The 25,723-nt window shown below is 44.8% G+C and carries 22 protein-coding genes; 17 read left to right on the forward strand and 5 right to left on the reverse strand.

Features of this window, described 5'->3' with window-relative positions; translation table 11 throughout:
- The 4 genes from ACFVRY_RS28195 to ACFVRY_RS28210 form a co-directional block, all read left to right on the forward strand.
- Nucleotides 1-2,338, forward strand: a 2,338-nt coding sequence (locus ACFVRY_RS28195; RefSeq protein ID WP_387503568.1) for a X2-like carbohydrate binding domain-containing protein, incomplete at its 5' end; no start/stop codon positions are given.
- A gap of 168 nt (nucleotides 2,339-2,506) precedes the next feature.
- Nucleotides 2,507-3,658, forward strand: coding sequence for a winged helix-turn-helix domain-containing protein (locus ACFVRY_RS28200; RefSeq protein WP_387503569.1), 1,152 nt, complete (start codon nucleotides 2,507-2,509; stop codon nucleotides 3,656-3,658).
- Nucleotides 3,659-3,733: 75 nt separating this feature from the next.
- A complete protein-coding gene (locus ACFVRY_RS28205; RefSeq protein ID WP_387503570.1) occupies nucleotides 3,734-5,017 on the forward strand; it encodes an MFS transporter in 1,284 nt (427 codons plus the stop codon).
- 161 nt (nucleotides 5,018-5,178) lie between these two features.
- Nucleotides 5,179-6,258: a DUF4303 domain-containing protein gene (locus ACFVRY_RS28210; protein WP_387503571.1), complete on the forward strand. Its 1,080-nt coding sequence runs from the start codon at nucleotides 5,179-5,181 to the stop codon at nucleotides 6,256-6,258.
- A gap of 224 nt (nucleotides 6,259-6,482) precedes the next feature.
- On the opposite strand, the gene ACFVRY_RS28215 is transcribed toward ACFVRY_RS28210, so the two are convergent.
- A complete protein-coding gene (locus ACFVRY_RS28215; RefSeq protein WP_387503572.1) occupies nucleotides 6,483-7,262 on the reverse strand; it encodes a TatD family hydrolase in 780 nt (259 codons plus the stop codon).
- Between the two features lie 56 nt (nucleotides 7,263-7,318).
- On the reverse strand, nucleotides 7,319-7,492 hold the full coding sequence (locus ACFVRY_RS28220) for a hypothetical protein (RefSeq protein WP_387503573.1): 174 nt from the start codon (nucleotides 7,490-7,492) through the stop codon (nucleotides 7,319-7,321).
- Nucleotides 7,493-7,852: 360 nt separating this feature from the next.
- On the opposite strand from ACFVRY_RS28220, the gene ACFVRY_RS28225 reads away from it, so the two are divergent.
- From ACFVRY_RS28225 to ACFVRY_RS28235, 3 genes are all read left to right on the forward strand, one after another.
- Nucleotides 7,853-8,905: a hypothetical protein gene (locus ACFVRY_RS28225; protein WP_387503574.1), complete on the forward strand. Its 1,053-nt coding sequence runs from the start codon at nucleotides 7,853-7,855 to the stop codon at nucleotides 8,903-8,905.
- A gap of 610 nt (nucleotides 8,906-9,515) precedes the next feature.
- Entirely contained in the window at nucleotides 9,516-11,942 is a 2,427-nt protein-coding gene (gene helD / locus ACFVRY_RS28230) for an RNA polymerase recycling motor HelD (RefSeq protein ID WP_387503575.1), read from the forward strand.
- A 55-nt stretch (nucleotides 11,943-11,997) separates the two neighbouring features.
- The gene (locus tag ACFVRY_RS28235; protein ID WP_387503576.1) at nucleotides 11,998-12,462 is read left to right on the forward strand and encodes a phage tail protein; all 465 of its coding nucleotides are present in this window, start codon (nucleotides 11,998-12,000) and stop codon (nucleotides 12,460-12,462) included.
- Between the two features lie 59 nt (nucleotides 12,463-12,521).
- On the opposite strand, the gene ACFVRY_RS28240 is transcribed toward ACFVRY_RS28235, so the two are convergent.
- Nucleotides 12,522-13,286 carry an SDR family oxidoreductase gene (locus ACFVRY_RS28240; RefSeq protein ID WP_387503577.1) on the reverse strand — a complete coding sequence of 255 codons (765 nt, stop codon included), beginning with the start codon at nucleotides 13,284-13,286 and terminating at the stop codon, nucleotides 12,522-12,524.
- Between the two features lie 194 nt (nucleotides 13,287-13,480).
- Nucleotides 13,481-13,834 carry a DoxX family protein gene (locus ACFVRY_RS28245; RefSeq protein ID WP_387503578.1) on the reverse strand — a complete coding sequence of 118 codons (354 nt, stop codon included), beginning with the start codon at nucleotides 13,832-13,834 and terminating at the stop codon, nucleotides 13,481-13,483.
- A gap of 140 nt (nucleotides 13,835-13,974) precedes the next feature.
- Between ACFVRY_RS28245 and ACFVRY_RS28250 the strand changes: the two genes are divergently transcribed.
- The 6 genes from ACFVRY_RS28250 (at nucleotide 13,975) to ACFVRY_RS28275 (ending at nucleotide 21,235) form a co-directional block, all read left to right on the forward strand.
- The gene (locus ACFVRY_RS28250; RefSeq protein ID WP_387503579.1) at nucleotides 13,975-14,364 is read left to right on the forward strand and encodes a winged helix-turn-helix transcriptional regulator; all 390 of its coding nucleotides are present in this window, start codon (nucleotides 13,975-13,977) and stop codon (nucleotides 14,362-14,364) included.
- Nucleotides 14,324-14,950 carry a class I SAM-dependent methyltransferase gene (locus ACFVRY_RS28255; protein ID WP_387503581.1) on the forward strand — a complete coding sequence of 209 codons (627 nt, stop codon included), beginning with the start codon at nucleotides 14,324-14,326 and terminating at the stop codon, nucleotides 14,948-14,950. The genes ACFVRY_RS28250 and ACFVRY_RS28255 overlap by 41 nt, the downstream gene beginning before the upstream one ends.
- Nucleotides 14,951-15,179: 229 nt before the next feature.
- A complete protein-coding gene (locus ACFVRY_RS28260) occupies nucleotides 15,180-15,602 on the forward strand; it encodes a hypothetical protein (RefSeq protein ID WP_387503582.1) in 423 nt (140 codons plus the stop codon).
- Between the two features lie 148 nt (nucleotides 15,603-15,750).
- Nucleotides 15,751-15,903 (forward strand): hypothetical protein, encoded by a 153-nt coding sequence (locus ACFVRY_RS28265; RefSeq protein WP_387503583.1) that lies wholly within the window; start codon nucleotides 15,751-15,753, stop codon nucleotides 15,901-15,903.
- Between the two features lie 262 nt (nucleotides 15,904-16,165).
- Complete coding sequence (locus ACFVRY_RS28270) at nucleotides 16,166-20,326, forward strand: DUF8202 domain-containing protein (RefSeq protein ID WP_387503584.1); 4,161 nt, start codon at nucleotides 16,166-16,168, stop codon at nucleotides 20,324-20,326.
- Between the two features lie 210 nt (nucleotides 20,327-20,536).
- Entirely contained in the window at nucleotides 20,537-21,235 is a 699-nt protein-coding gene (locus ACFVRY_RS28275; protein WP_387503585.1) for a class I SAM-dependent methyltransferase, read from the forward strand.
- An 82-nt stretch (nucleotides 21,236-21,317) separates the two neighbouring features.
- Here ACFVRY_RS28275 and ACFVRY_RS28280 read toward each other — a convergent pair whose 3' ends face one another.
- Nucleotides 21,318-21,932, reverse strand: coding sequence for a TetR/AcrR family transcriptional regulator (locus tag ACFVRY_RS28280; protein WP_387503586.1), 615 nt, complete (start codon nucleotides 21,930-21,932; stop codon nucleotides 21,318-21,320).
- A gap of 121 nt (nucleotides 21,933-22,053) precedes the next feature.
- Between ACFVRY_RS28280 and ACFVRY_RS28285 the strand changes: the two genes are divergently transcribed.
- The 4 genes from ACFVRY_RS28285 to ACFVRY_RS28300 all read left to right on the forward strand — a co-directional run bounded on the left by ACFVRY_RS28285 (nucleotide 22,054) and on the right by ACFVRY_RS28300 (nucleotide 25,667).
- Entirely contained in the window at nucleotides 22,054-23,232 is a 1,179-nt protein-coding gene (locus ACFVRY_RS28285; protein WP_387503587.1) for an MFS transporter, read from the forward strand.
- A gap of 97 nt (nucleotides 23,233-23,329) precedes the next feature.
- The gene (locus ACFVRY_RS28290; RefSeq protein ID WP_387503588.1) at nucleotides 23,330-24,178 is read left to right on the forward strand and encodes an alpha/beta hydrolase; all 849 of its coding nucleotides are present in this window, start codon (nucleotides 23,330-23,332) and stop codon (nucleotides 24,176-24,178) included.
- A 112-nt stretch (nucleotides 24,179-24,290) separates the two neighbouring features.
- The gene (locus tag ACFVRY_RS28295) at nucleotides 24,291-24,866 is read left to right on the forward strand and encodes a LysE family translocator (protein WP_387503589.1); all 576 of its coding nucleotides are present in this window, start codon (nucleotides 24,291-24,293) and stop codon (nucleotides 24,864-24,866) included.
- A gap of 24 nt (nucleotides 24,867-24,890) precedes the next feature.
- Nucleotides 24,891-25,667 (forward strand): AraC family transcriptional regulator, encoded by a 777-nt coding sequence (locus ACFVRY_RS28300; protein ID WP_387503590.1) that lies wholly within the window; start codon nucleotides 24,891-24,893, stop codon nucleotides 25,665-25,667.
- Nucleotides 25,668-25,723 lie beyond the last annotated feature (56 nt).

Consider the following 25,723-nt stretch of genomic DNA (forward strand, 5'->3'; position numbering starts at 1 on the left):
GGATTACACGGTTACTGGAACTACAGTAGCCATCAAGAAATCATACCTGTCAGCGCAAGCAGTAGGCACGACAACGCTAACCTTCGAGTTCAGTGCTGGGGTAGCGCAGACACTAACGATTGCTGTCATGGACAGCACACCAAACAATAGCGACATCGGTCCGACAAGTGCGAATTTTGATAAGAATACTGCAGCACAAGCGGATGTAGCGGTCACTTTGACGCTGAACGGTAACACGTTCACAGGTATCAAGAACGGTGACAACGTGCTGATTGAGGGTACGGATTACATCTTGAGTGGCAGCACAGTTTCTATTAAAAAAGAGTACCTGGCTGTTCAGCCAGTCGGCACAACCAACTTGGCATTCCAATTCAGTGCAGGCTCCCCACAAGTATTGGCGATTACGATCACGGATTCCACGCCAATCGTAGAGGGTCCACCGGTGCTGCAATCCGCAGTTGCAGGCAATACGGAGGTTAACCTGATTTGGACGCCTGTTAAAGGCTCTAATGGTTACAAAATCTACTATAGCCTTGTTTCAGGCAACTTCGGGTCTGAGGCGGCGACGGTCAGCAGTTCCGTATACAGCTATGATGTAAAAGGCTTGATTAACGGAGCAACTTATTATTTTGCAGTACGATCCAGTCTCTTGGAAGGGGACGGTTCGTGGTCCAATGAACTCAGTGCAACGCCGAAAGGCGAGCCGGGAGCACCGACGAATGTAACTGCAAGCGCAGGCGACGGTCAAGCTACGGTGTTCTTCGCGTCTCCTGTCGGTAATGGAGGAAGCGAGATTACGAGATATGAGGTTCTGGATGCAGCGGGAAAAATCGTAGGCACAGGAACTTCCAGCCCGATCACAATAACGGGTCTGATTAACGGAACAACTTACAGCTTTACAGTAAAAGCGGTCAACAGCGAGGGCAGCAGCGCAGCTTCGGTAAGCTCTAACGCCGTAACGCCAAGCGCACCTGCGACTGGCGGGGGGGACAATCCAACTCCTACGCCAACACCAACACCAAACACGCCAAGCACGCCAAGCACGCCAAGCACGCCGAGAACTTCAAGCAGCCCTAATCCGGTAAGCACGGGTGTGGATATTATTGTGAACGGTAAGGTTGAGAAGATTGGTACGGCTGAATCCACGCAAGTGAACAATCAGACGGTTACTACGATTTCGGTAGACCAATCCAAGCTGGCAGAGAAACTGGCGAATGAGGGACAAGGGGTTGTTATTACGATCCCTGTGGTCACAAGTACAGATGTGGCTATTGGTCAACTGACAGGTCAGATGATCAAGGATATGGAACAGAAACAGGCAGTGTTGGAGCTTAAAACAGGGCAAGCCACTTACACATTGCCAGCACAGCAAATTAATATCAATTCCATCTCGAATCAATTCGGATCAGCGGTATCCCTCCAGGATATTAAGGTTCAAATTGAAGTTGAAAAATCTACACCGGAAACGTTGAAAATCGTAGAGAACTCTGCGGCGAAAGGGCAGTTTACTTTAGTTGCACCACCGCTTGAGTTCAAGGTTGTAGCTACTTATGGCGACAAAACAATCGAAATCTCCAAGTTCAACGCCTATGTAGAACGTACAATTGCGATCCCAGATGGTGTAGATCCTAACAAAATCACTACTGGAATTGTTGTTGATCCGGATGGTACGGTCCGTCATGTGCCAACCAAATTCGTTGTCATTGACGGTGAGTATTTTGCCAAGGTGAACAGTCTCACCAACAGTACCTACTCTATTGTATGGCATCCGATGGCGTTCAAAGATGTTGCGAACCACTGGTCTAAAAATGCTGTGAACAACATGGGCTCCCGTATGGTTATTGACGGTGTTGGGAACGGTATGTTCAACCCGGGACAAGATATTACCCGCGCCGAGTTTGCGGCGATTGTGGTCAGAGGACTGGGCTTGAAGCTGGAGAACGGTGGAACAGCGTTCACAGATGTACAGGATTCAGCTTGGTACAGCAGTGTGGTCCAAACCGCAGTCTCTTACAACCTGATCAATGGTTTCGAAGACGGTACCTTCCGTCCAACAGACAAAATCACGCGCGAACAGGCGATGAATATCATTGCCAAGGCTATGAAGATTACAGGGCTGAAAGACAAGCTGGGGGCGCAAGCGGCAGCAACCGGGGCAGGTAGCTTTACAGATGCTGAGCAAGCATCGGAATGGGCGAAGAGTGCCATTGCTGACAGTCTGCAAGCAGGCATTGTCTCCGGCAGAAGCAGCATAGAGCTGGCTCCAAAAGCAAGCATCACCCGTGCAGAGGTAGCTGCGATGATCGAGAGACTTTTGCAGAAATCTGATTTGATCTAAATAAAAGAATAAACTAGCCTTACGCCTCTATATTTGCTGATTGCAGCAGATGTAGAGGCTTTTTTTCTTGAAGATAGGGAAGCTACATGCTTATTTTCATTGGAGTGTGGCGAGGTTAGCCTGATATAATGAGTCCATTAAAGTGACCGTAAGAAGGAAGGTTCTTGGATGCGGCTTGAATTGCATGACCATGAATATAAAGTGACTGCCGAAGGCCTTACAGTGGAACTGTTGCCTAAAGAATTTGCCCTTCTGCGATTTCTCTATCTGAATAGAGGGCGCACCTTCAGCCGGGAACAATTGCTTGATAAGGTATGGCCACTGGAATATCCGGTGGAACGGACGGTAGATGATCATATTTACCGGCTGCGTAAGAAGCTGGGATGTTTTCCTCTCCTCAGGATCAGCACTGTGCGGGGTCTCGGCTACAGTTTGGCAGTTCAGGATACCGCCGGAACGGCCAAGCCTCCATCTATACAGGACACAGCGCTGCATGAGACGATGCGCGAAATTTTCGTTAAGTATCATCAATACGGACAGGGGAGATCCATGCAGATTCTTGCGCGGCAGCAGGATGTGCTGGGTTATGAGCTAGACCCTTTTTATGCCGTCTATGTTCATTTTGTGCAGGGGGATCTGAAATGGTTACTGAATACAACAGAGGCCCCGCTTACAGATCGGCTGTACTCCTTGATGCTGTTCTTCATGTTCACTGGAGACCCCGCAGAACGACTGGCTTCTTGTGAGTTGATGATCGAACGAAAGATCCTTCCCTCGTTTCAGCATCAGGAACTGAAAATCCTCAATATACTGGACCTTTATGCAGTGGCCGGGGAGACGGACAAAGCCTTGGAACGCTTAGAACTCACTTACACAGTGATTAAAGATCCAGAGTATGAGAATTTTGAGCTTCCAGTAGCCATTAACGAGATGTTTGTTCATCTGGTGGCCGGAACGTCTGACGCACAAGTGGCAGCGATGGTTGGAAACATAGAGGAGCGTCTAAGGGCAAGGCCTTTTCTGCGTGAGAGTGGTAGTTACAACTTTGTCCATGGAATATGGAAGCTGCGGCAAAAGAATTGGCGTGACGGTGAAGCACTCCTGGACGAAGGATTGCGGATTCTGGAGGTCTCAGGGTTTGTTCCCTTACTGCTACAGGCGTTGCATCGAATCGTGTTTTGTTCTAAATGGATCTCCTATCCTGAAGCCCTGCTGAATAAATACACACAATTGTTCGAAGCAGCGCAGACTTCGCATGGGCTGGACACTCTATTGAAGCCGCTCGAAGCCATTATTCTCCGTGAGCTAAATCTCCTCTGATCTTTCTCTGACATTCCTCTGTTACTTTGGCTTTAGGGTCAACTTGATCCATTCAAGCAACTGGAGGAATGTCTTATGCAAGTTACTTCTCAATCTCAACCAAGCCTATTGCGCAATAAAGTGTACCTGCGCGTCTACACCGCCTTCGCCATTGCGACTTTCGGTGACTGGTTCGATGCGCTAGCGATTCAGGTGCTTGTCGGCTATCGCTGGCAGGCTAGCCCGCTGATGCTGGCGCTGATTCCAGTCTCGCTGGCGCTGCCCGGCATTTTGCTGGGCTCAGTGGCAGGTGTGGCTGCTGACCGGCTGAACCAGCTCAAGCTGATGCGTATCTGTGATCTGCTCACCGCGATCCTGACTGTCCTGGTGTTGTTGGCCCCCAATATGTGGTGGCTACTCCCTTTGCTGATGCTGCGCGCGGGGCTCTCTATATTAAACGTTCCCGCGCAGCAGTCCTTGACCCGCAGTATTGTGCGGGAGGACCAACTGCTACAGGCGACTTCTCTAAATGGGATCGTGAATCAAAGCTCCAAAATTGCCGGTCCGCTGCTTGGAGGACTGGCGTTGTCGGTACTCTCGCCCCAATGGTGCATTTTGCTCAATGCATGTCTGCGAGCCGGATCTTACCTGCTGCTGCTCACTGTCAAAAATGCTGGGGCTATTGCAGAGAAGCGACATTCGGAAATTACGAAGGAGCAGGTTCCACTAAGCCAGATGTGGAGCGAAGGCTGGAGTTTTATTCTGCGTAGCCGCTTGCTGCTGAGCACCATGATATTTGGTCTTATCGGATCGCTGGCGATCCAGATGATTGATTTTCAATTCACTAGTTTATTCCGGATCATTGCTCCAGAGCAGGAGGCGACGCTGGGCTGGATGGTGGCAGCTTCGGGCGCGGGAGCTGTGCTGATGATTATAGTGATGAACAAGATGAACGCTAGCGCTGGATACGGTTGGAAGATGGGCTTTGGTTATGTACTGATTGGAGCAGCGTTTTCTGGACTGGGATTCCTCTCGCCGGGTGCTGGGCTCTTTCCTGTACTGCTGATGGGTCTTCTGCTGGGACTGGGGAACGGGGTCGCGATGATCACCTTCAATTATTGTTTGCAAAAAGAGACGCCGCCGCACATCATCGGCCGGATATTTGGCATCCAGAGTACCATTCTAAGTGCCGTTATGATTATCGCCCCATTGCTTGGGGGGATTTTGGTGCAAAATGCTGGTCCTAGCGCCATTTTTGTTAACTTTGGGATCGTTATTGCGGGAATCGGACTGTTAGGTTTTCTGTTGCAGCGGGTGTTGTGGCCTGCTGAAAAGGAGGGGGAGACCGCCTCTCGTGTGGAGCAGCTTGTCGGGGAATAGTTCAACTCCTCGTAAGTCGTTCTACTCTTTACGGCCAATAGATTGCTATGCCATACTTCAAAGGGGGATAGTCCCTAATATGGAAGATGATTGGACATTAGCTTTGTGAACATGCAAAGTCCGATAAAGAACCGGAATAAATACTAACATGAGGTGCAATGATGGCAGATCCTGATTTCAGTTTATTTAAAGAAGTGTTTATAGAGCATTGCAGTAGGACCTTAGAGGACTTTTCCAAAACCGAGGGTAATCAAGACGTATATGCTGTTGTGTTGGATGCAGAGCCCACTTACGGACGGGTACTGTTACGGTGGAATACCCTGGCAGCTTTGCAAAAAACGATAGAGTCGTACTACGATTCCTACACGCCGAATCAGGTGAACGGACGCAACGGCTTAAAGTTTAATGCGGGTGATTTTTCCTATGAAGATCCGGCTCAGCCGGAAGTAATGGATGAGTTCGCATATCTGCTGGAGTACAGGCTGTCCGAATTGTATGACAAAGAGGAAGTGGACGATGATGCACCAGAAATTCAGGAAGCCAATGATCTGCGTGCAAAATTCATAGAGATGCTGATTGAGGTGGTAGATGAGCTTCAGGATGTAATGCAACTCTTGAATAAGACGGATGATTTCATGGCTTTTGTGGTGGATCATGATGAAGACTACTTCCAATATCTTGATCGTACGGTGAGTCAAGAGACGTATTACAGGGCATTTCCCGAAATGAAAAGATTTGCGGAGCATAAGGAGAGAATAAAACAGCTGCCCATAACTCAGCAGATTGAGTATTGGTTCAATAATTATCTGGATCTGGATTTTATTCTCGGCAAAGATACGGATGAAGCATCCAAGTTAAAGGGAATGTACCTTAATCAATACGATATGGAGGATGAACTTAAACTTCTTGGTGCTCCGGCTACTGACTGGCTTGTTACTCGTTTTGAAATGTTGTCTGGCTATCGCCCAATGTCTGATGGCATAACTGTTGTTGCACATTTCTCGATCCGCTACCGCCTTATGAATATGTTAACAAAGATTGGTCTTGCCGAAGAGGAAACAACCCGCCGTTTGCTGCAGATTTTGTTCAGGAAATATGAGGAGGAAAGCGGGGAATTCCATGAGAGTATTCATATCGCTAGAACGCTGCATGCGCTGAACCTGGTACGCTACCCGGAGGCAGAGATTGATGAAAGCAGAACGATATTGACGAATATTGAAAGTTATCAAAAGCTTGCCTAGAACCGATGGTGAGATGCTGGGACAATCCATACTCATCCCCAGCGATAATTTGTGACATCTTAAAAAGAGGGCGTTGCCGCCAAGCGGTCAACGTCCTCTTTCAAAATATAAGAATTTATATGTTTTACACTATGAATCATTCTTATATTTCCCGCTGAAACGGATGCCGTCCCTTAGAGGACGGAAAAGTCGTTTTTACTGGTCCGGAGCCTGACGGCCTCGCGTTACAACCCATAGAACCGCACAGTGTTTGCGGTTAATATTTCTTTTGCCCGGCTCTCTGAATGGCCGTGCAACGCCCCCCAAGCGGCGGCCACGTCGTGGATCATGGCCGGATGGGTGGTCCGGCCTGCGAATGGCCCTTCAAAGGGCCAGGGGCCGTCCGTCTCCGCCATCACCAGCTCCTGCGGGTAGCGGCGGGCCAGATCCTGGATCTCCTGCTCATACAGGAGATCGGGCGTGAAAGAGACATAATCGCCGCGCTGGATCATCCGCGCGATCGTCTCCTCCGGGCCCTTGAACCAGTGAAAATGGGCCCGGGTAATGCCGTGTTTGTCCATCAGATCGCAGGCGATCATGGCGTCCTCGTACACGGCATGCAGCACGACCGGCTTGCGAAGGCGCGCCGCCAGCTCCAAGAACTTATCGAGCAGCGCGATGTACGGCGCCATCTCGAAAGACTCGCCGCGTTCGAGGGCTTCCGCCCGCGTATAATAGGGCAACCCGATCTCACCTATGGCGGTCAGCGCATCTGCGCGGGCTTCAATCCATTCCAGCAGCGTGGCGGTCTCCTCCGGCGAAGGTACCGGCTGCTCCGGGTGGAAGCCGTAAGCCGGCCGGACGAGTCCGGGATACTGGGCAGCCAGCTTTTCCGTGCGAAGGCAGGATTCGTAATTCATGGAGACAGCCAGTAGCGCTTCGACGCCCGCGCCGGGCAGCTCGCGCAGTGTGCTCGTAATAAACTCCGGTTCATATTGTTCAAGGTGAATATGAGCATCAATCATTCAAGGTGTCCTCCCAAGTGTGTAGTTATATGATCAAAGGGTCGTTTATATCTATTCTATTTTAACCCATAGCTAGCTTTAGGTGTGAACTGACCTATTCCCTTCAATACATAGTCAAAGAAATTAACAATAATCTGATTTTCAGTTTCAATACAGTAATATGGACCAATAGCTGCTTTTCCACCTTGCAGCATAGACAGATGATTGGTTATCAAGCTGTTTCCAAACATCTAATATTGACAACGGCACGCACATCACCACGCTCTCTGCCAAGCCAAATAGTACCTCAACTTTCGAAGCGTGAATATTATCATAAACCTTTGAGAGTGTAAGAATAATTCAATATATTTACTCATAGTGATTTTTTTGTGCATATATTAGGATTCAAATAGGTGGGCGCGATACTTTTTAGAACTAATAACTTCTTCGGGTATTGGTTTCCTTTCTTGTGGAACAAGTGAACTGCAATTTTGCTGCTAACTGTACTACAGATTCGATGTTTATAAAAGAGAGGCTAAGGCGGGGGAGATGATCGAAGGTTTTATTGTACATCAGTAATTTATTTCGAGCGAAATAGAAACTACTGTTTATTGTTTACAAGAGAAGAGTTGAAAGAAAGTGGTGATATATTGCATGAATCGTTTATTTTGCCGGTAAAAATGCCATGCATAACTCCTTACCAGCATCAGACATCTGTTTTATCTATTCTAGAAGGTCACAATGTGAATTATATGCCATGGTTTAGTCAAAATTTTTTGCAACTCCGTGTGATGCTTGATGAAAAGTCGAAGCCTTGGCTGGATTTCTTTACTTTTCAACATGATGGTTTTTTAATATGTCCTTGGCTTGAAGTTGAACATATACATTTGTCGACATTACAGTCGATGATTGGTGATCCCATTTTCTTTCTAATTAATCTTATTAATCTTGAAAATTATATTTATATAGTTGTTGATGGATCGCTTATAAGTTTATATAACATAGAGTCAAAGTCAAAATTCCCGCATCCAATCTTTATTCATGGCTATGATTTGTCTAAAGAAGTGTTTTTTGTTGCAGATTTTTTTGAATCGCATTTTATATTTGCTGAAGTGCCATTTTCAGAGCTGAGAGAAGCTTATTTGAATATAGAGAAAGAGGATTTTTCCTTTAATGGAGCCAAGCTTATTAAGTTTAGAGAATCGGGTAATGAATTTAGTTTTGATATTAATAACATGATGGTTCTACTGGCAGATTATATATACACAAGAGATACACGAAGAAGGTATAGATCTGAGAGGAATTACATGATTGATGAGGGGTTAGGTTTTAATAATATATATACTAGGCTCAGTAAAGATATTCATAGAAATATGGAATTTTACAGTGCGCTCGATATTACTTCATTCCATGTATTTTACGAACATAAAAAAACTCTTTCTTTAATATTAAAGTATTTAAAGTGTGAAGGGTATATCAAGAATGATTACAATTTGGATCAAATATGTAAAAACTCTTTATTACTCAGGAATACCTTGCTGAAATATTCTTTCACACGCAACAGGGGGAGTATTATACGATCAATTGAATTATTGGAAAAGATAAGAGAAGAAGAAGAAGCTCTATTAAAGAGATGCTATGAAGAGTTAAGTGCTTCTTACTAGGTTCTTCAATCAGGACGTCAAAGCTTTGGCGTTTGATCAGTTATGCAAAATCACCTACCGGCTGCCATGCTTCCCCGAAAGATTTTGAGGATTGTCGATATTCCCAAGACCGCCAAAGTGAATAAAATCATTGCAGGCATAAATCAAATGCATGAGGTGACCATTCTGGCGAAATCGTGTCGGCACATTCTAGTTGATGCCCGCGCCGATTAGTATCGCTATAGTTTGTCATTACTATTACGTTAATTAAAAAAACAAGCTGACCTCGGAGGACCGAGGTCAGCTTGTTTTCATAAACTATGATTGCTGTTTTGTTTTCTCTGTCAGCATGTTTACGATCACCTGAATTTGTAGCTTCAACGAAATTACTTACATTCTTCTCGCGAGAACGAAAAGAAGAACCTGGCAGACTTCGCCAGGTTCTTCTGCTGAATAAATGGATTGCGTCCATTTAAGCCTTATGATATAGTTAATTCACTACTGAAATTTTATGTAATAATTTATAAATACCGCATCTTATCTACACCTTAATCTTACCATGGGGATTCAGGGTTTGTCAAATGTCTTTTTTTCATCCTCAAACGCGAACGAAAAGGAGTGTGTTCAGGAGATGATTAACGGTAAGGATTGGCAGCAAGAACAGGAACGGCTGGATGCCGTTACGAAAGAATTACAGTTGAGAATCGCTGAAGTGGAGCCGGAAGTGAGCGGACTGCGTGATCAGGTGGTGGACATTCGCAAGCAGTTTTGGGAGGAAGTTACGGTCAATACGAGTACGGATGAGGACTTCGAAGAGACCTTCTATAGCATCAAGCAGCAAGAAGCGCTGTTGAACGAGCGGGAACGCAGTCATAAATTACGGCTACAGCGTTATAAGAGCATGAAACGTCTGTTGCCATCACCGTACTTCGGGCGGATTGATTTTCATGAGGATGGGTTGAAACTTAACGAGCAAGTTTATATTGGTGTTTCCTCCTTTGTCGATGAAGACGGACTAAACTTTCTGGTCTATGACTGGCGGACACCCATTGCAAGCATGTATTACGATCACTCACCAGGGGCTGCCGGGTATGACACACCGGGCGGACAAATTACTGGAAACATGACCTTGAAGCGGCAATATCAGATTCGGGAGGGTAAGCTTCAGAATGTGTTTGACACGAGCGTGACGATCGGGGATGAGCTGCTTCAGCAGGTGCTTGGTAAGGGCGCGGATAACCAAATGAAGAGTATCGTGGCGACAATTCAGAAGGAGCAGAACGTCATTATCCGCGATGATAAAAGCCATATGCTTATTGTGCAAGGGGCGGCGGGGAGCGGCAAAACCTCTGCAGCGCTGCAGCGGGTAGCCTATCTATTGTATAAGCACCGGGAGCGGCTCAGTGCGGACCAGATCGTACTTTTTTCGCCTAATCCGATGTTCAACAGCTATGTATCTACCGTTCTGCCTGAGCTTGGTGAGGAGAATATGCAGCAGACGACCTTTCAGGAATACCTTGCGTATTGGCTTGGCGGCGCGATGACTCTGGAAGATCCGTTCGAGCAGATAGAATATGTGCTGACAGCGGCAGGCTCGGAGGAAGCAGAAGCACGGCTGATCGGTATGAAGTATAAAGCTTCCGAGGCTTTTCTGCACGCACTCCAGAACTATGCGCTTTGGCTAGGGAAGGAAGGTATGCTGTTCCACAGTATCACTTTCCGGGATCGTGAGCTGATTACTGCTGAACAGATGAAAGCTCAATTCTATAGCTACGACAGTTCCATCCGGCTGATGAATCGCGTGTTACTGTTACAGGAATGGCTGCTGCAAAAGCTGGCTTCGCTTGAGCGACAGGAGCAGGAAGCGGGGTGGGTTCAGGATGAGCTGGATTACCTCGATACGGATCAATATGCGGAAGCCTACAGCATGCTTCGTAAGAAGTATGAGCGGGAACAGGCAGTCTTTGATTTTACGCAACAGTACGTGGATCTCTATGGGGATCGTCCGGAGACGGAGCAGGGGGAAGAGGAAATCTTCGATTTTGCCCTGCAGGAAGAAGAGATGCTGCGCAGGATGATTGTGAAGGCACACTTCAAGCCGCTGCGACGGGAGGTGAAGCGACTTCGGTTCATTGATGTGATTGGGCTCTACAGTCAGCTGTTCAGCGATGAAGCGTCTTATCTGCAAATGACGGGTGAGGCCGAAGTGCCTCAGCATTGGTCAGAGATTTGTCGACAAACGAGGGATAAACTGAGCCGGCAGGAGCTTTTTTATGAGGATGCAACCCCATTTCTATATTTAAAAGAACTGCTCGAAGGCACGCGGACGAACACTGTGGTGCGGCATATTTTCGTTGACGAAGGTCAGGATTATTCGCCGTTTCAGTATGTCTTCCTCAAACGCTTGTTTCCTCGTGCCCGCATGACTGTGCTTGGTGACTTTGGGCAAGCAATTTTTCCACAAGCTACGCAGCTGCATGATGTCAATTCGCCGCTGATCGGTCTTTATGGCCCGGAGGACACGAGTCTGATTCGGCTTGTTCAAAGCTATCGATCTACTCGGCAAATTGTAGAGTTCACGAAATCACTGCTGCCGGGCGAAGAGATTGTACCTTTTAATAGAAGCGGCGAGAAGCCATCGCTAGTGGTTGCAGATACTGTGGAAAATCGCGCAATCCGCATTCTGCAGGATCTTACTTCGCTTAAAGCAGGAGGCTACGATTCCATAGCAATCATTACAAAGACTGCTGCCGAGAGCCGGGAGGCTTATGAAGCGTTGACGGCGCAGGGGGATGCAGAATTGCGGCTCATTACGAAGGAGACCCAGCGCTTCGAGAAAGGGATATCGGTGCTTCCTGTGTATTTAGCAAAAGGCGTCGAGTTCGATGCCGTGCTGATCTATGATGCATCTCCGCAAACGTATCAGCGGGAGAGCGAACGGAAGCATTTTTATACGGCATGTACCCGTGCAATGCACCGGCTGTTGCTATATACGACAGGGGAGTGGACCCCGTTTGTTAAGGCGCTCGATTCGGCTTTGGTTGATGAAGTGCGGTAAGAAGGGATGAACGGTAAGTTTTTTTGGAAATAATGAGATAAAAGGAGAGATGGAAATGTCCTATACCGTTGATTTTAAAAATGTATCTACAGTTGGGTTAGAATCTTCACCTGTAGCAGAAGCACTTGCTGGCTTACGTGCTAATGAGGCTCGTTATTTTATGAACAAATACAAGCATGAGTTTACGGTTGTATCGGCTAGCGAAAGTCAGGAGAGCCTTGATTATGTGAACCGAATTTTGAAAGAAGAGCGCGATATTGAGTTTGCGGCCAAACCTTTAGAAACATCGCGTTTTCAAGTGGAAAATATCCAATTTACCTACGTCTTTTATGAGGATGGTCTTGGAATTAATGTCATGTATACGATTGATGACGCTAAGAAGCGGGCCGTTGGTTTCAAACTTTCTGAGGGGATGGAGATCCCACAGGAATTAGAAGGGAAGTTTAAGTTCGCCCGGCAAAAGTCCAAACTAGCGGGAACGATCCGGGGCTCGTTTTTTGTGATTAAAGGAGAATATTAATAAGGGATTTACGGGTTCGTAAGACTTGCTCTTCAGCGAGGCTTCCGAACCCGCTTTATTTACAGATGAGAACCGCCGCTTGCATCAATCAATTGGCCGGTGATCCAACGACTATCCGTTGAAGCGAGAAAAGCAGCAATATCGGCCACATCTTCCGGCTCCCCCCACCTTTTGAACGTTGAAAGACCCGCGGCAGACTTCTGTCCATTAGGATCTTGGAGTGTCTCCGCATTCATCTCTGTATTAATAATGCCAGGCCGGATGGCATTCACCGTGATATTACGACCACCAAGTTGCTGAGCCAGCATGTGGGTAAATGTATCGATTGCTCCTTTTGACATGCTGTAGGCAAAAACACTCGGAGAGGCCACTCTTGAAACAAACGATGAGATATTAATAATGCGTCCCCCATCTTTCAGACGCGGCAAAGCTTGTTGGGTAACAAAAAGGGGTGCTTTAACATTAATGCTCATAACCTCTTCAAAAGATTGTTCTGTGGTCTCTTCTATTGAAAGAATTTGGCCAATGCCTGCGTTATTCACCAGAATATCGAACCGGCCGTCGCCTGTACGTTCCCGAAGATTCTCATCCAACGTCGCATATAGATCATGTATACCGTTAAGATTGCTTAAGTCCGCACCAATTGAGAATGCATCTCCGCGACTTTGTCGAATGATGTGAACCACTTCATCGGCTTCATTCCGTCTTGTTCCATAATGCACGGCGACACAAGCGCCATCCTGTGCCAGACGCAATGCGATGCTCCGGCCAATCCCCCGGCTAGCACCTGTTACTAGAGCGACTTTCCCTTTCAAACTACTCATTCTCTCATCTCCTTGTTTTGAATATATGTCTAGTTATATCACAGGGGGGATTTTGAAATGTTGCTCTCTCATTCGGAGTACGTAACTGGCGTAGACGGGGATAAACCTAAATCCATTGGCTGTAGCAACAAGTGCATAAAAAAGAGGGAGGCTGATCCCCCCCTCTTCTTTGTTTTCGGTGTAATAACGTCGGTTTAAAAACGACTCAAAGCAACAAATACAGTTAGCGCGAAGAAGACAATATTCACGCCGATATTTCGATACTCTTTGCGTCTAATATGGAATAGAGCTCCGAATAAAACAGTCACAGCAAGTCCAGTTGCAGCAACTGGCGTTAATATAGGCACAATATTCAGCGCCAAGGGTAGGATAATTCCAATTGCCCCAAGCAACTCTGCTAACCCGATAGAGACGACGAACGTTTTGGGAACGTCTTTTACCCAACCCCAAGACGCCGCGGCTTTTTCATACTGAAAGGCCTTTAACCAGCCTGAGTAGACAAAACCTAGTGCTGCAAGTCCTTGCACGATCCATAATGCGATATTCATGAATGATGCCCCTCCTTATTTTTCACATTCTCTAAAGGTATAATAAACTCTAGTATTTAAATGAAGGAAGTAGGCACTTTTTCTAAACCTAGTAAATAAAAAGTTACCTAAACAGAGTAAAGGAAAAGTGGGAGGTTGCAATGAAAGAATATTGTAAATTTAAATCAGCTCTCGATATTTTAATTGGAAAGTGGAAGCCAGCTATTCTGCTTCAGTTGATTTCAAACGGTACAATGAGATTCAGCGAGCTGCAAAAAGCAATCCCGGATATAAACAAAAAGATGCTCACCCAGCAATTAAGAGAACTTGAGTACAACGACATTGTACTTCGCGTAGTTTATAACCAAATTCCTCCAAAAGTAGAATATTCGATTTCGGATTACGGTAAAGGTTTAAGTACAGTGCTACAGGTAATGAATGATTGGGGAGCGGCTCATATGGAGCATATGACAGAGTTATACGGAGAGGATTCTTCAGAGATAAGCCTAGATGAAGCAGATGGGGGAGATACAAATGGGAAATACAGATAAGTTTGAAATGATAGCGGACACATACGACACTCCTGAACGAATCCAAATTGCCAAGGTATCATCAGATGCCATTCGTGAATATTTAGTAGATGCAAAAGGCAAGACGGCTATTGATTTTGGGAGTGGAACCGGTCTACTTGGCATGAACCTGCTTAACGATTTTCATTCCGTACTTTTTCTAGATACCTCACCAAATATGATTAATCAAATTAAACAAAAAATCTCCGATTTCAATATTAAAAATGCAGATACCTTGTGCTTTGATTTTGAAAAGGAAGGTTTATCGGATTTACGTGCGGACTATATTTTTATGGCTCAGGTTTTACTTCATATTGATGATTATGAATTGGTTCTATCTAGATTATATGATGTTCTCAATGAAGGGGGACATTTGCTGATCGTAGATTTTGATAAAAATGAAAATATCGCTTCAGATCTCGTTCATAACGGATTCCATCAAGAGGAGTTAACCGCCAAGATGACAAAAATCGGGTATGGAAATATCCGATCCAAAACTTTTTATAACGGAAATAAAATATTCATGGGACAAGATGCATCGATGTTTATTCTTGACGGGCAAAAGTAACTATCCGTTCATTACGGGGAACCCTATCGTATTCAATAGAGGGGCGCAAAGCCTCTCCTTTTTTTAACTTCAAAAGCCGATTTATGATTTGATAAGTGTACATTATTTCATGGCAGGCTTAAGAAGGTTGGGACAAGTCGAGGTGATTGAAATTATGGAACAGAGTAATAATTGGAACGTATATACATTTACAGATGTGATGTTGATAGTTAGGAGTTAGGAGAGTTCAATGGAAATTAAAGAATTAGCTTTTGTTGTTGCAGGGGTTATATGTTTCGTAGTAGCTGGATTATTAATTAATCGAGCTGCAAATGGGGACCATATGAAGCTATTAGAATGGTCCTTTACTACGAGTTACATACTTTTAATTCTTAGTATTTTGTTTAGTCTATACGATGACTATCATATTGATAATTCGTTTGATTTTTATCTATTCGGTGTATACGACATCAAAGCATTTATTAAGGACTATCTTTTTGTAGGATACAATTTATTTTTTATTATGCTACAAGTGTTAATGAAAATGATTGTCCGCTGGAGAGGTGTTACTAATATTGCTATGGAGCAAAAGTTTAATATGTTAATCACTTGCTCTATTTTTGTTAATCCAATATTACAAATCGGATTTGTGTATTTAATGATCCTTGGATGAATGTGCAAGGTAATGTCTAATCATAATAGGCTTCTGCGGGGGTTTGAAAAAGTTCAATGAATCAGAATTTAGTTGACGGGACGTACTGTGAATATTATAATTTTCCTTTTTTATGATAAATACTTTTAAAATTATGGGAGGGGTATCTATGAGTATGAGTAAGATTGGATTAATTGGTGACTTCGACGCAGAAGTTGCGGCTCATATCGCTATACCTCAAGCTATTCAATTGGCTTCGCAAGATCTGGGACGCTATTTCAGCCTGAACGCTCAGCATTCAAAAATATGGTTCACCCGCTGATTAGAGCATTTCTTCAAAAATTTCAAGTCCGTTAACTAAGATTAAAAGGTTGCATCTGAGAGAGAAAGCGAAAACGTCGCTTTGTTCCCTCATAGGGCAGCCTTTTTTGTGTTGTTGCATGAGTTGTTCAGATTTTGTCTAGGTCGGGGTCATTAGACTGTGTAATGTGGCGTATTTTGTCATTTTGTGTAGATGGGATTCGTCGTGGATAATGCTTTGGGACTAAAAGCAACAGGTCCTTAGAAGAATAGGAGGAATATGAGTGCAAAGGAGCTTTAAGCAACAAAAATGGAGGAATCGTCCTTTTGCGGCGATATTGTCACTGACACTTGTGGCAAATAGTTTGTCGATGGTGGGTTTTTCTTCAAAGGTAGAAGCCGCAGTTGATGCCGTTCCAGGAGGCGGAGCCAGTAAGCCAGTTCTATGGTTAAAAGCGAACGATGGTGTAACGGCTGATGGAACGAATACAATCACTGATTGGGAGGATAAAACCGGCTCAGTCGTATTTAATGTGTACGGAACACCGAAGCTTGCAGCGAATGGCGTGAATTTTAACCCTATCGTTACGATAAGTGGGAATAGCGGAGTGCTTGATGCTGGGCAAAAGACAAAATTTGTAGGAGACAAAGGAATCACCTACTCGGATGTCTATGCGGTATTCAAGAATCCAAACGGAGTTATTCTTGGTTCCAGTTCCAGCAGTAAAAATTATGGTCCGGGTATCCTCAGCAATGAAGGCAACGTTTTATACGTAGGTAACGGGATTAACAGTACATATTCTACGATTAACTATCCGATTCCCGTCTCTCAACCCGGGATGGCAAATTTCGATATTAGTGATCCTCAACATGAAGGTCGATTCAACGGACAGAATCAAACCCTGACTAGAAAAGCAACGTTTGGTCCATTGGATATAACGCCCGTTATTGGTGGTACCGTATCTAAAGGTAACAGTAGTAATTATAGAAATTTCAACGGCGACATCGCCGAAATCATTGTTTATGACAGTAGCACAAAAACTGAACGTGCCAAAATTGAAACCTATCTAGCGGTGAAGTACGGGATTACATTAAATACCGGGAATTCAAACTATATTGCATCAACTGACAATGTAGTATGGACTGCTGACGGCGTATACAAAAACAATATTGCCGGTATTGCAAATGATGGTGCCGAAGGCTTGCTTCAAAAACAAAGCCGTAGCGTTAATGCGGGAGACCAAGTTGTCATCGGGATAGATGAACTATCTGACACAAATGAGGCAAATACGGGTACACTTGCAGATGGACAATATTTAATCTGGGGTGACAATGGCAAGACTTTAGTATTTAACACGCCCCTCGGTACAACCCGGAAGAACTATGCAGACCGTATTTGGAAAGTGAAAAACACCAACAACGTTGGTCAGGTGCAGCTAACTATTGCTAAAAGTGCCGTCCCATCAGGTGCAACATTAGTAGTAAGCAATAGCGCGACAGATTTCACAGGCGCTAAGGAATATCCATTCACTGAAATTTCGTCGAATGGTGTTGCCTACTACACGACTACAACAAAAGTAGCATTAACTGACGGGCAATATTTTACCTTCGCTGCTCCGGCGCCGGTATTAGATAATGCCGTGCTTGAGCAAAATGTAGCGAGCAGGAATAAAATTACGCTTAGTTTCGACCAAAAGCTAGGCGCTTTGCCGAATCTGAATGGATTTGAAATTAAAGTTGACGGTAATCCAGTAACGATTAATGCTGGAGACTATAAAGTTGATTCCACGGACAATACAAAGTTGATTCTCACGCTGCCGAGCGGAACGGATGTCACTGATAAAACAGTCAACGTATCTTATGATGGATCCGGTTCCCTGCAAGGTACAAATGGTGTACCTGCCCATTCATTTAATATGAATGCGATCGATCCATTTGACGCTGCTCTAAACATTACTCAACCTAGCGTTGATCCGGTAACTGTAGGCAAGCCAACCATTGCAGGCACCGTCGAACCTGGTTCTGCCGTGAATATAGTAATCAAAGATTCAAATGGCAATCCAGTAACAGGCGCAGGTGGTCCAGCAACTGTTGATAACAACGGGAACTGGACGTTTATTCCAAATGTGAGTTTAATCGAAGGCAGCTACAAGATTGAGGCAACCGCTGCTAACAACAACAGGACAGTAACAAAGTCAGCCTTGATAAATGTGGTGTTACCAGCACCAGTATTAACAATCACCGAACCAAGTGGCAATACTGTTTCCGTGTCTAAACCTGAGTTTAAAGGAACAACGGATGCAGGAGCAGCTGTAATTGTCGCCATTAAAGACAAAGCCGGTAATGTAGTAGATTCCACGCCAGCTACTGTCAAAGCAGACGGTACTTGGAGCTACGAACCAACGTCCGACCTGGCGGATGGTAACTATACCGTTGAAGTGACTGCTACAAAAGATGGGAAAACGGCAAAAGAAACAAAGCCGATGACCGTAGATACTTCGCTTCCAGTATTAACAATCACTGAACCAAGCGGAAACACTGTTTCCGTGCCTAAACCTGATTTTAAAGGAACAACGGATGCAGGAGCAGCCGTAAATGTCACAATTAAAGACAAAGACGGTAATGTAGTAGATTCCAAGCCAGCTACTGTCAAAGCAGACGGTACTTGGAGTTTCCAACCAGCTGCCGACCTAGCGGATGGTAACTATACCGTTGAAGTGACCGCTACAAAAGATGGGAAAACGGCAAAAGAAACAAAGCCGATGACCGTAGATACTTCAAACTATTCTTCCCTGAGCGAGCTTCAGCTCAACAGTTGGGACAGTACGCCAATCCAACTGGTGCCAGTCTCTAGCGGAAGTTCGAACCAGTATGCAGCTTCCGTAAGTAATAATGTTTATGCTATAACCCTTCTTCTGACAGCGCTTGATACAAATGCGAAGATCGAGGTCTCCGTCAATAACGCGGTGTACGAAGAAGTTCCTAACGGTCAGGTAAGTGGCAATCTGCTTTTGAAAGAAGGCCAAAATACAATCGTTGTAAAGGTGACCGATTCCAAGGGAAACGTAACGTTGTATACGCTGACCGTAATCAGGGAATCTAGCGGTAGTGGAGATACCGGTGGTAACGGAAATTCCGGAGAAAGCACCGTCACACCGACTACTCCTGTAACGCGAAAACCGGAAGAACCGGGTATTGAAACCTCTGTAAATGGCAAAGATGGCACGTTCGCGAACGGTAACACAACAACCAGCGGCGACCGTAAGCAAACTTCTGTTCAAGTGGATTTGAGCAAACTGAATGCTACCTTGTCGCAAGGCAACGGACAGAAGCTTGCGATTCACTCCCCGAACGATGGTGACGTGAAGGTTGATGGATTGACAGCGGCTTCTGTTAAGCAATTGGCAGACAAGAGCGCGAGCCTAGAAATCAGCAACCCTCTAGCCATTTATCCGATTCCGGCCGGAAAAATGAACTTGGGCGGGTTGTCCAGTCAATTAGGCAATGCCGCACTTAGCGATATTGCAGTTCATATTGCTATTGCACGTTCTTCGGACTCCTTGATTAACCTTGCTAAAAACAAAGCGGCAGCGGAAGGCTACGAACTATTGGTCAGTCCCGTTGATCTCGACTTGACCTTCTCGCATGACGGCAAGACAATAAGAGCGGAGCAATTGAACGGATATGCGGCGAAATACATCGCTCTTCCGGAAGGCATTGATCCGAACCGCATTACGACAGGCGTCTTCATTAATCCGGATGGCAGTGTGTACCACGTGCCTACGGTTGTAACCAAGCTCAATAGCCGTTATTATGCATTGATTAACGATTTGCGCAGCCATGGTACTTACTCAGTCATCTGGAATCCGCAGGATTTCGATGACGTGAAGAAACACTGGGGCAAGGCGGATGTGAACAATATTGCCGCGAGACTTGATCTTACGGGAACCGGGAACAATACGTTTTCGCCAGATCGTAACGTAACACGCTCCGAGTTTTCGGAGATTGTTGTCACGGGTCTGGGACTCATGCGCCAAGATGCACCGAGCTCCCTATATCCAGACGTTCCTACGGCCGCTTGGTATCGGAATGCCGTGGCGATCGCGAGCGAGTTCGGTATTGTACGTGGCTATGACGACGGCAGCTTCTACGGAGACCAGCAGATTACGCGCGAGCAGGGCTTTGCCATGATCGCCCGGGCTTACAATTTGATCGAGCCGCAGACTGATCTGAGCCAAGAGCAGATTGCTTCTTTGCTGGCTGGCTACGACGATGCGGCTAACGTGTCCGTTTGGGCGAGAGCAGATGCCGCCCGCTTGATTGCGGCTGGCATTGTACAGGGCAACGGCCCGCAGGTGCTCAGCCCGAAATCGAACATGACGCGCGCCGAAGTGGCGGCATTGATCGCACGGCTGCTCAAGACAACCGAACTGATCGACAAGTAAACAAGTTACATGAACAACCATTGACGAGTTACCATCGTCGATGGTTGTTTTTTCGCTGTTAGAGGCGCTAAGCTAAACCGCACCGCACGTGACGGAAAGTTTCTGCTGAATAGGCGACAAATGTGGTTTTTTTATAACATTTATTGGTATAATTTTTTATGAGTAATCCAGTTAGATGAGACCAGTTGAGAAGAGGACAGGTGAGATGAGATGAGTAGAGCAGAGGTTAAATTGGATTTAAGCCGGATTGTTTTTATTGGAAGAACATTTGATGAGTACATGTTGATGTTTGGTCTTTCTAAAGAGGAGTTAAAAGGACAGAAAATCCTTGATTGCCCGGCGGGTGCATGTTCTTTCACTGCAAGTGCCAACCAGCACGGAGCAGATGTGACTGCAACAGACATCGCTTATTTTCACCGATATGATCAGCTTGCTGCAAAAGGAGCCGAAGATATTGAACATGCCATGTTGAACATGGGAAAAGCACAGGAGAATTACGAATGGGATTATTTTAAGTCTGTAGATGGACTACGAAACCATAGATTACAAGCACTAAATGATTGTGCCAATGATATGAAAGAATTCCCTAATCGTTATGTTCCTGCTGTTTTACCTGTATTGCCTTTTGGTGATAAAGAATTTGATTTAACGCTATCTGCCCATTTTTTATTTATGTACGCTGATCGATTGGATTATGATTTCCACTTGCAAGCTATACAGGAGTTAATGCGTGTTACCAAGGAAGAGATACGCATATTCCCCTTGGTGGACCTATCTTGTAATCGATATGAGCATCTAGATCAGTTAATTGATTTTATCCAAAGCCAAGGTTATATTGCAGAAGAAATCAAAGTTGGTTATGAGTTTCAAAAGGGTGCTAACAGTATGTTGAGGATTAGGAAAGTTTAATACGATTCAAAAATAACGAGACCACTCCAGGATTTGCAGGAGTGGTCTCGTTATTTATACAGTGATGTTTCGTACCGCATTATCATTTCTCTAGCGTTTTAGGGTTAGAAAAGGTAAAGGAATTCCCGAGCATACGCTCGACGATTCGATTGAACGCCAATTTTTTTTGGTCTAATGTATTTTCCTGCCACGAGAAAACCCCTGTATCAAACATAATATTCACCCCAATGAGTATGAATTCAGCGGTTTCCTGCAGGTCTTGAATTTGAAAGATCCCTTCGGCTATCCCTTGCTCCAGAATTTGTATCACATAAGGGACGCTTTCCTGGACGATTTGTACGAGGACTTTCTGGTGAATCGATGCATTATATTCGTGGTGCAGAAATTCGATGATGCTCTCATCATCGTAGGATTGTCTCCACAAGATGGCGTAGAGTTTTGCCTCCGCATTCATTTCATCGGTTTCAGCTAACGCTTTGATCTTGGTGATCTTTTCATCGACCAAGCGCTCCACGATGGCGATCATAATATCTTTTTTAGTTTTGAAATGATAAAAAAACGTACCTTGAGCGATGCCTAGTTTTTTGACAATATCGCTTACAGCAGTTTGATCGTAACCCTTCTCTCTAAAGAGTTCCAATGAGGTCTCTATGATTTCATGGCGCCTGATCTCAGGTTTTTTGTTGACTCTTTTCAAGGTATTTATCCTCCCTTTTGTATTTTTTATTTTATTGACTATTAGTCAGTTAGTCAATATAATAAGCTGGACATCAGAAAACTGACTAATAGTCAGTTGAGGAGAAAGGGAGAAAGTTATTATGAATCTACGTCTTATTTTATATCTTGTTGGTTTCAGTGCCTTTACAGGATCCCTAGGACAAAACTTATATACACCTCTGTTGTCCGACATGCAAAATGAGCTGAATACAACAAGTTATTTAATGAGCTTGACGGTCTCATTATTTTTGATTGCTCTAGCGGTTATGCAGATCGTGTTCGGACCGCTGGCAGATTCCAGAGGAAGAAGAAAAGTGCTTATACCTGCGCTTGTCTTATATTGTGTGGCATCTTTAGGCTGCGCATTCTCTCATTCCATTGGTTTATTCCTGGTGTTTCGCGTCTTGCAGGGTATAGGTTCAGCAGCAGTTCCTGTTATAGGGGCAGCCGTAATTGGGGATTTGTTCCGTGGAAAAGAGTTGGCAAAGGGAATGGCAACTTATCAGCTTATGCTTTTACTTGCGCCTGCTTTAGGGCCACTTCTGGGTGGCATAATTGGAGAGAAGTTCGGTTACCAGGGTGTGTTTATCTTTTTAACACTCATCATACTGTTGCTTCTGTTCGCTAACATGAAGTTCCTGCCCGAGACCAAGTCACAGACAGTATCTGCACAAGGCTTTAGTCTAAAATCGCTCACGATTATTTTCCGTAATCATCTTGGCGCTGTCGTCGTATTGTATGGATCCATCCAGTTTGTTATTTATTTGGTATACATTGTATTCGTGCCCCAAATCTTAAGTACGTTTTACAGCATGTCTTCAGGGAAAGTTGGTACTGTACTCCTCCTGATGTCCGTCTGTACGATTGTGAGTATTAGAATGGGGAGTTGGATGCGTAATGTAATGGGAAGCGACAGAGGCGTATTGTATGCCTTTCTCTTTCAAGCGTTTAGTGTCGTTCTGTTTGCGTTAACCGCCCATCTGTCACTGCCGTTTTTGATTGTGGATGTCTGTCTATTCGGCTTTACGATGGGACTAACGACATCCATGCCAACGACGATTCTGGCGGAGCAATTTCCAGAGGAACGTGCTACTGTTATCGGTGTGTATAACTTGGTTCGGTATATAGGCAGTGCGCTTGGTCCGATGATTGGCTCATTGCTCTATGTTGAGAATAACTTGAAGCCTTTGTTCTTAACCTGTGGCGTAGTCTACGTGGTTACCGTCTTGATTGGGGGCTGGTGGATGCGTATGAAGGGACTGAAGGTTGTTCCAAATTGAGGAGTTGGAGTTGAATTTCATAATGGGAGCCATGAGGAACCTCTCAAAAGCATTAGGCATAAGCTGAGTTATATCGTTATTGAGAGGATGTTTGTGCATGTTTCCTTATGGGCCACAAAATTTTCAATTCCCATATTCTAATTACCGATTACCCACCGGTGTTTATTATGCCCCTTATTTCTCAGGTGAAAGTCACCGGCAGCCTTCTGAGCAACAACTGACCTTTGTACTTGTACATGGCTCCTGGGCTGACGCCCACTTCTGGGACGGCATAGCAGCGGAGCTGCGCAAGAGAGGGCATATCGTCTATACGCCAGAGTACGCAGGACACGGTAAAGACTCGAACAAAGCCGTCACGCATGCCATGATTACGAAGTCTGTCGTCGACTATATAACAAGCATGAACCTGCATGATATCATTCTCGTCGGGCATAGCTTCGGCGGATCAGTCATCCAGAAGGTTGCGGAACAGATACCAGATCGTATTAAGCGGCTTGTCTTCTGGGACGCATTTGTATTAAAAGACGGCGAAGCTATAGTCGACGAGTTACCGACCCAAACGGCGCAAGGATTCGCACAGCTCAGAACCGCCTCGAAGGATGATACGATTATGCTTCCGTTCGCGCTGTTTCGGGCATTATTCGTGAATACAGCGACTTTGGAGCAGGCCAAGTGGATATACGCGGGCGTCACTCCGGAACCGGCTAAACCACTCTTTGAGAAGTTGGATCTTAAAAAATTCTATACACTCACCACACCTAGCAGCTATTTGTTTTTTTACCAGGACAACGTTTTTACAGGAGCAGAGGGCCTTGGATGGTATCCGCATATGGCTTCGCGGCTTGGCATGTTCCGCTTGATTGTTGGCGACGGAGACCATATGACGGATGCATTCGTAAAGCCGGCCTATGTAGCGCAGAAGCTGTACGAGGCGGGCCGGGACTGATTAACTGAGTAAATTTGTACACCTGCAGATGAGCTTATGATCAGCAATAATATACTATATGTCACTCATTAAAAGATGTAGGATGTGAGAACCGCTTGAAAGGAGCCTTCTCATGGACGCTACATCTTTTTTAATTTACTGTGTGATAGCCACGTTTACACCAGGGCCTACGAATATCGTCATATTGTCTACTGTGAATCATTTTGGGGCAAAACAAGCATTAAAATATTCGTATGGAGCAACGGTGGGTTTTGGTTTATTACTTGTTATTTCCGCTGTTCTGAATAATTTGCTAATAACGCTACTTCCGAAAGTATTAGTTATTATGCAGCTTATCGGCAGCCTTTATATGCTCTATCTGGCTTATCTGATATGTAGAAAGAGTTCGTCGGATAAAACCGAAAACCAAGCGGCCACCTTTTTGTCTGGCTTCATGATGCAGTTTTTAAATCCAAAATTAGTATTATTCACATTGACTGTAATTCCAACATTTGTCCTGCCCTATTACAGTGGGGCCCCTGCTATAATGCTAATTGTTATTGTGATAACATTGATCGGATTTTTAGCTTTTATAACATGGGTACTGTTCGGCACGATCTTTAAAGAGTTCTTACAGAAGCACAATAAGATTGTTAGTGTTATGATGGCCATTTTATTAGTTTATGCTGGCGTCATGATCTGGATTTAGATAAGTATATGTAGAGGTGCTATAATGGAGAAATTTCTCTATAAAAAATCGGCAGGTATTACTGCATTATCGGCAAGTATGACGGAATTCAAATATAAAAAACACGCTCACAAGGAGTATGCAATTGGCGTAACTCTGCGCGGTATTCAACATTATCACATAGATGGCAGCTTGCAATTATCTCATCAAAATGGTGTGATGTTCTTCAATCCAGAACAGGTACATGACGGTATGGCACATGATAAGTCAGGCCTTGATTATGTGATGTTATATATTGATACGCAAATGCTACTAGAGGGGATTGGAAAAAAGGATATTGTACGCTTTTCAACGCCTATCTTGTACGATAACAGACTTGGACAACGAGTTGTAAACCTGTCTCAAGCAATATTAAGCGAAAAAGATGAGGCGTTATGCAGTGAATTGTTCCTATCTCTGACGGATAGTCTTGTGCTGCAGACCAATCTTTCTTTGGACGACAAGAAGGATGGCTCGATCATAAGAAAAGCAAAGGATATGATTTATGGGAACCTGGAACATGTCCTCAAACTTGATGAGATCTGTACAGAGCTTGATTTATCGAAATATCAATTTATCCGCTTATTCAAGGCTCATACTGGAATTTCACCCTACCAATACTTCCTTAATTGCAAAGTAGAACGGGCAAAGCAGTTGATTGAGAAAAATAGAGATATCTATTCAGCGGTAGCTGCATGCGGTTTTTTTGATTTAACGCACTTAAATAAACACTTTAAGAGTGTATATGGAACAACAGCACTTGAATATATTTCACATTTTTAGCCGATAGATCCATTAAGCCTGAAAAATTTGAATAATTAACCTAATCGTAAGGATGA

It is taken from the genome of Paenibacillus sp. NPDC057934 (assembly GCF_042887565.1).
GTDB lineage: Bacteria > Bacillota > Bacilli > Paenibacillales > Paenibacillaceae > Paenibacillus_AQ.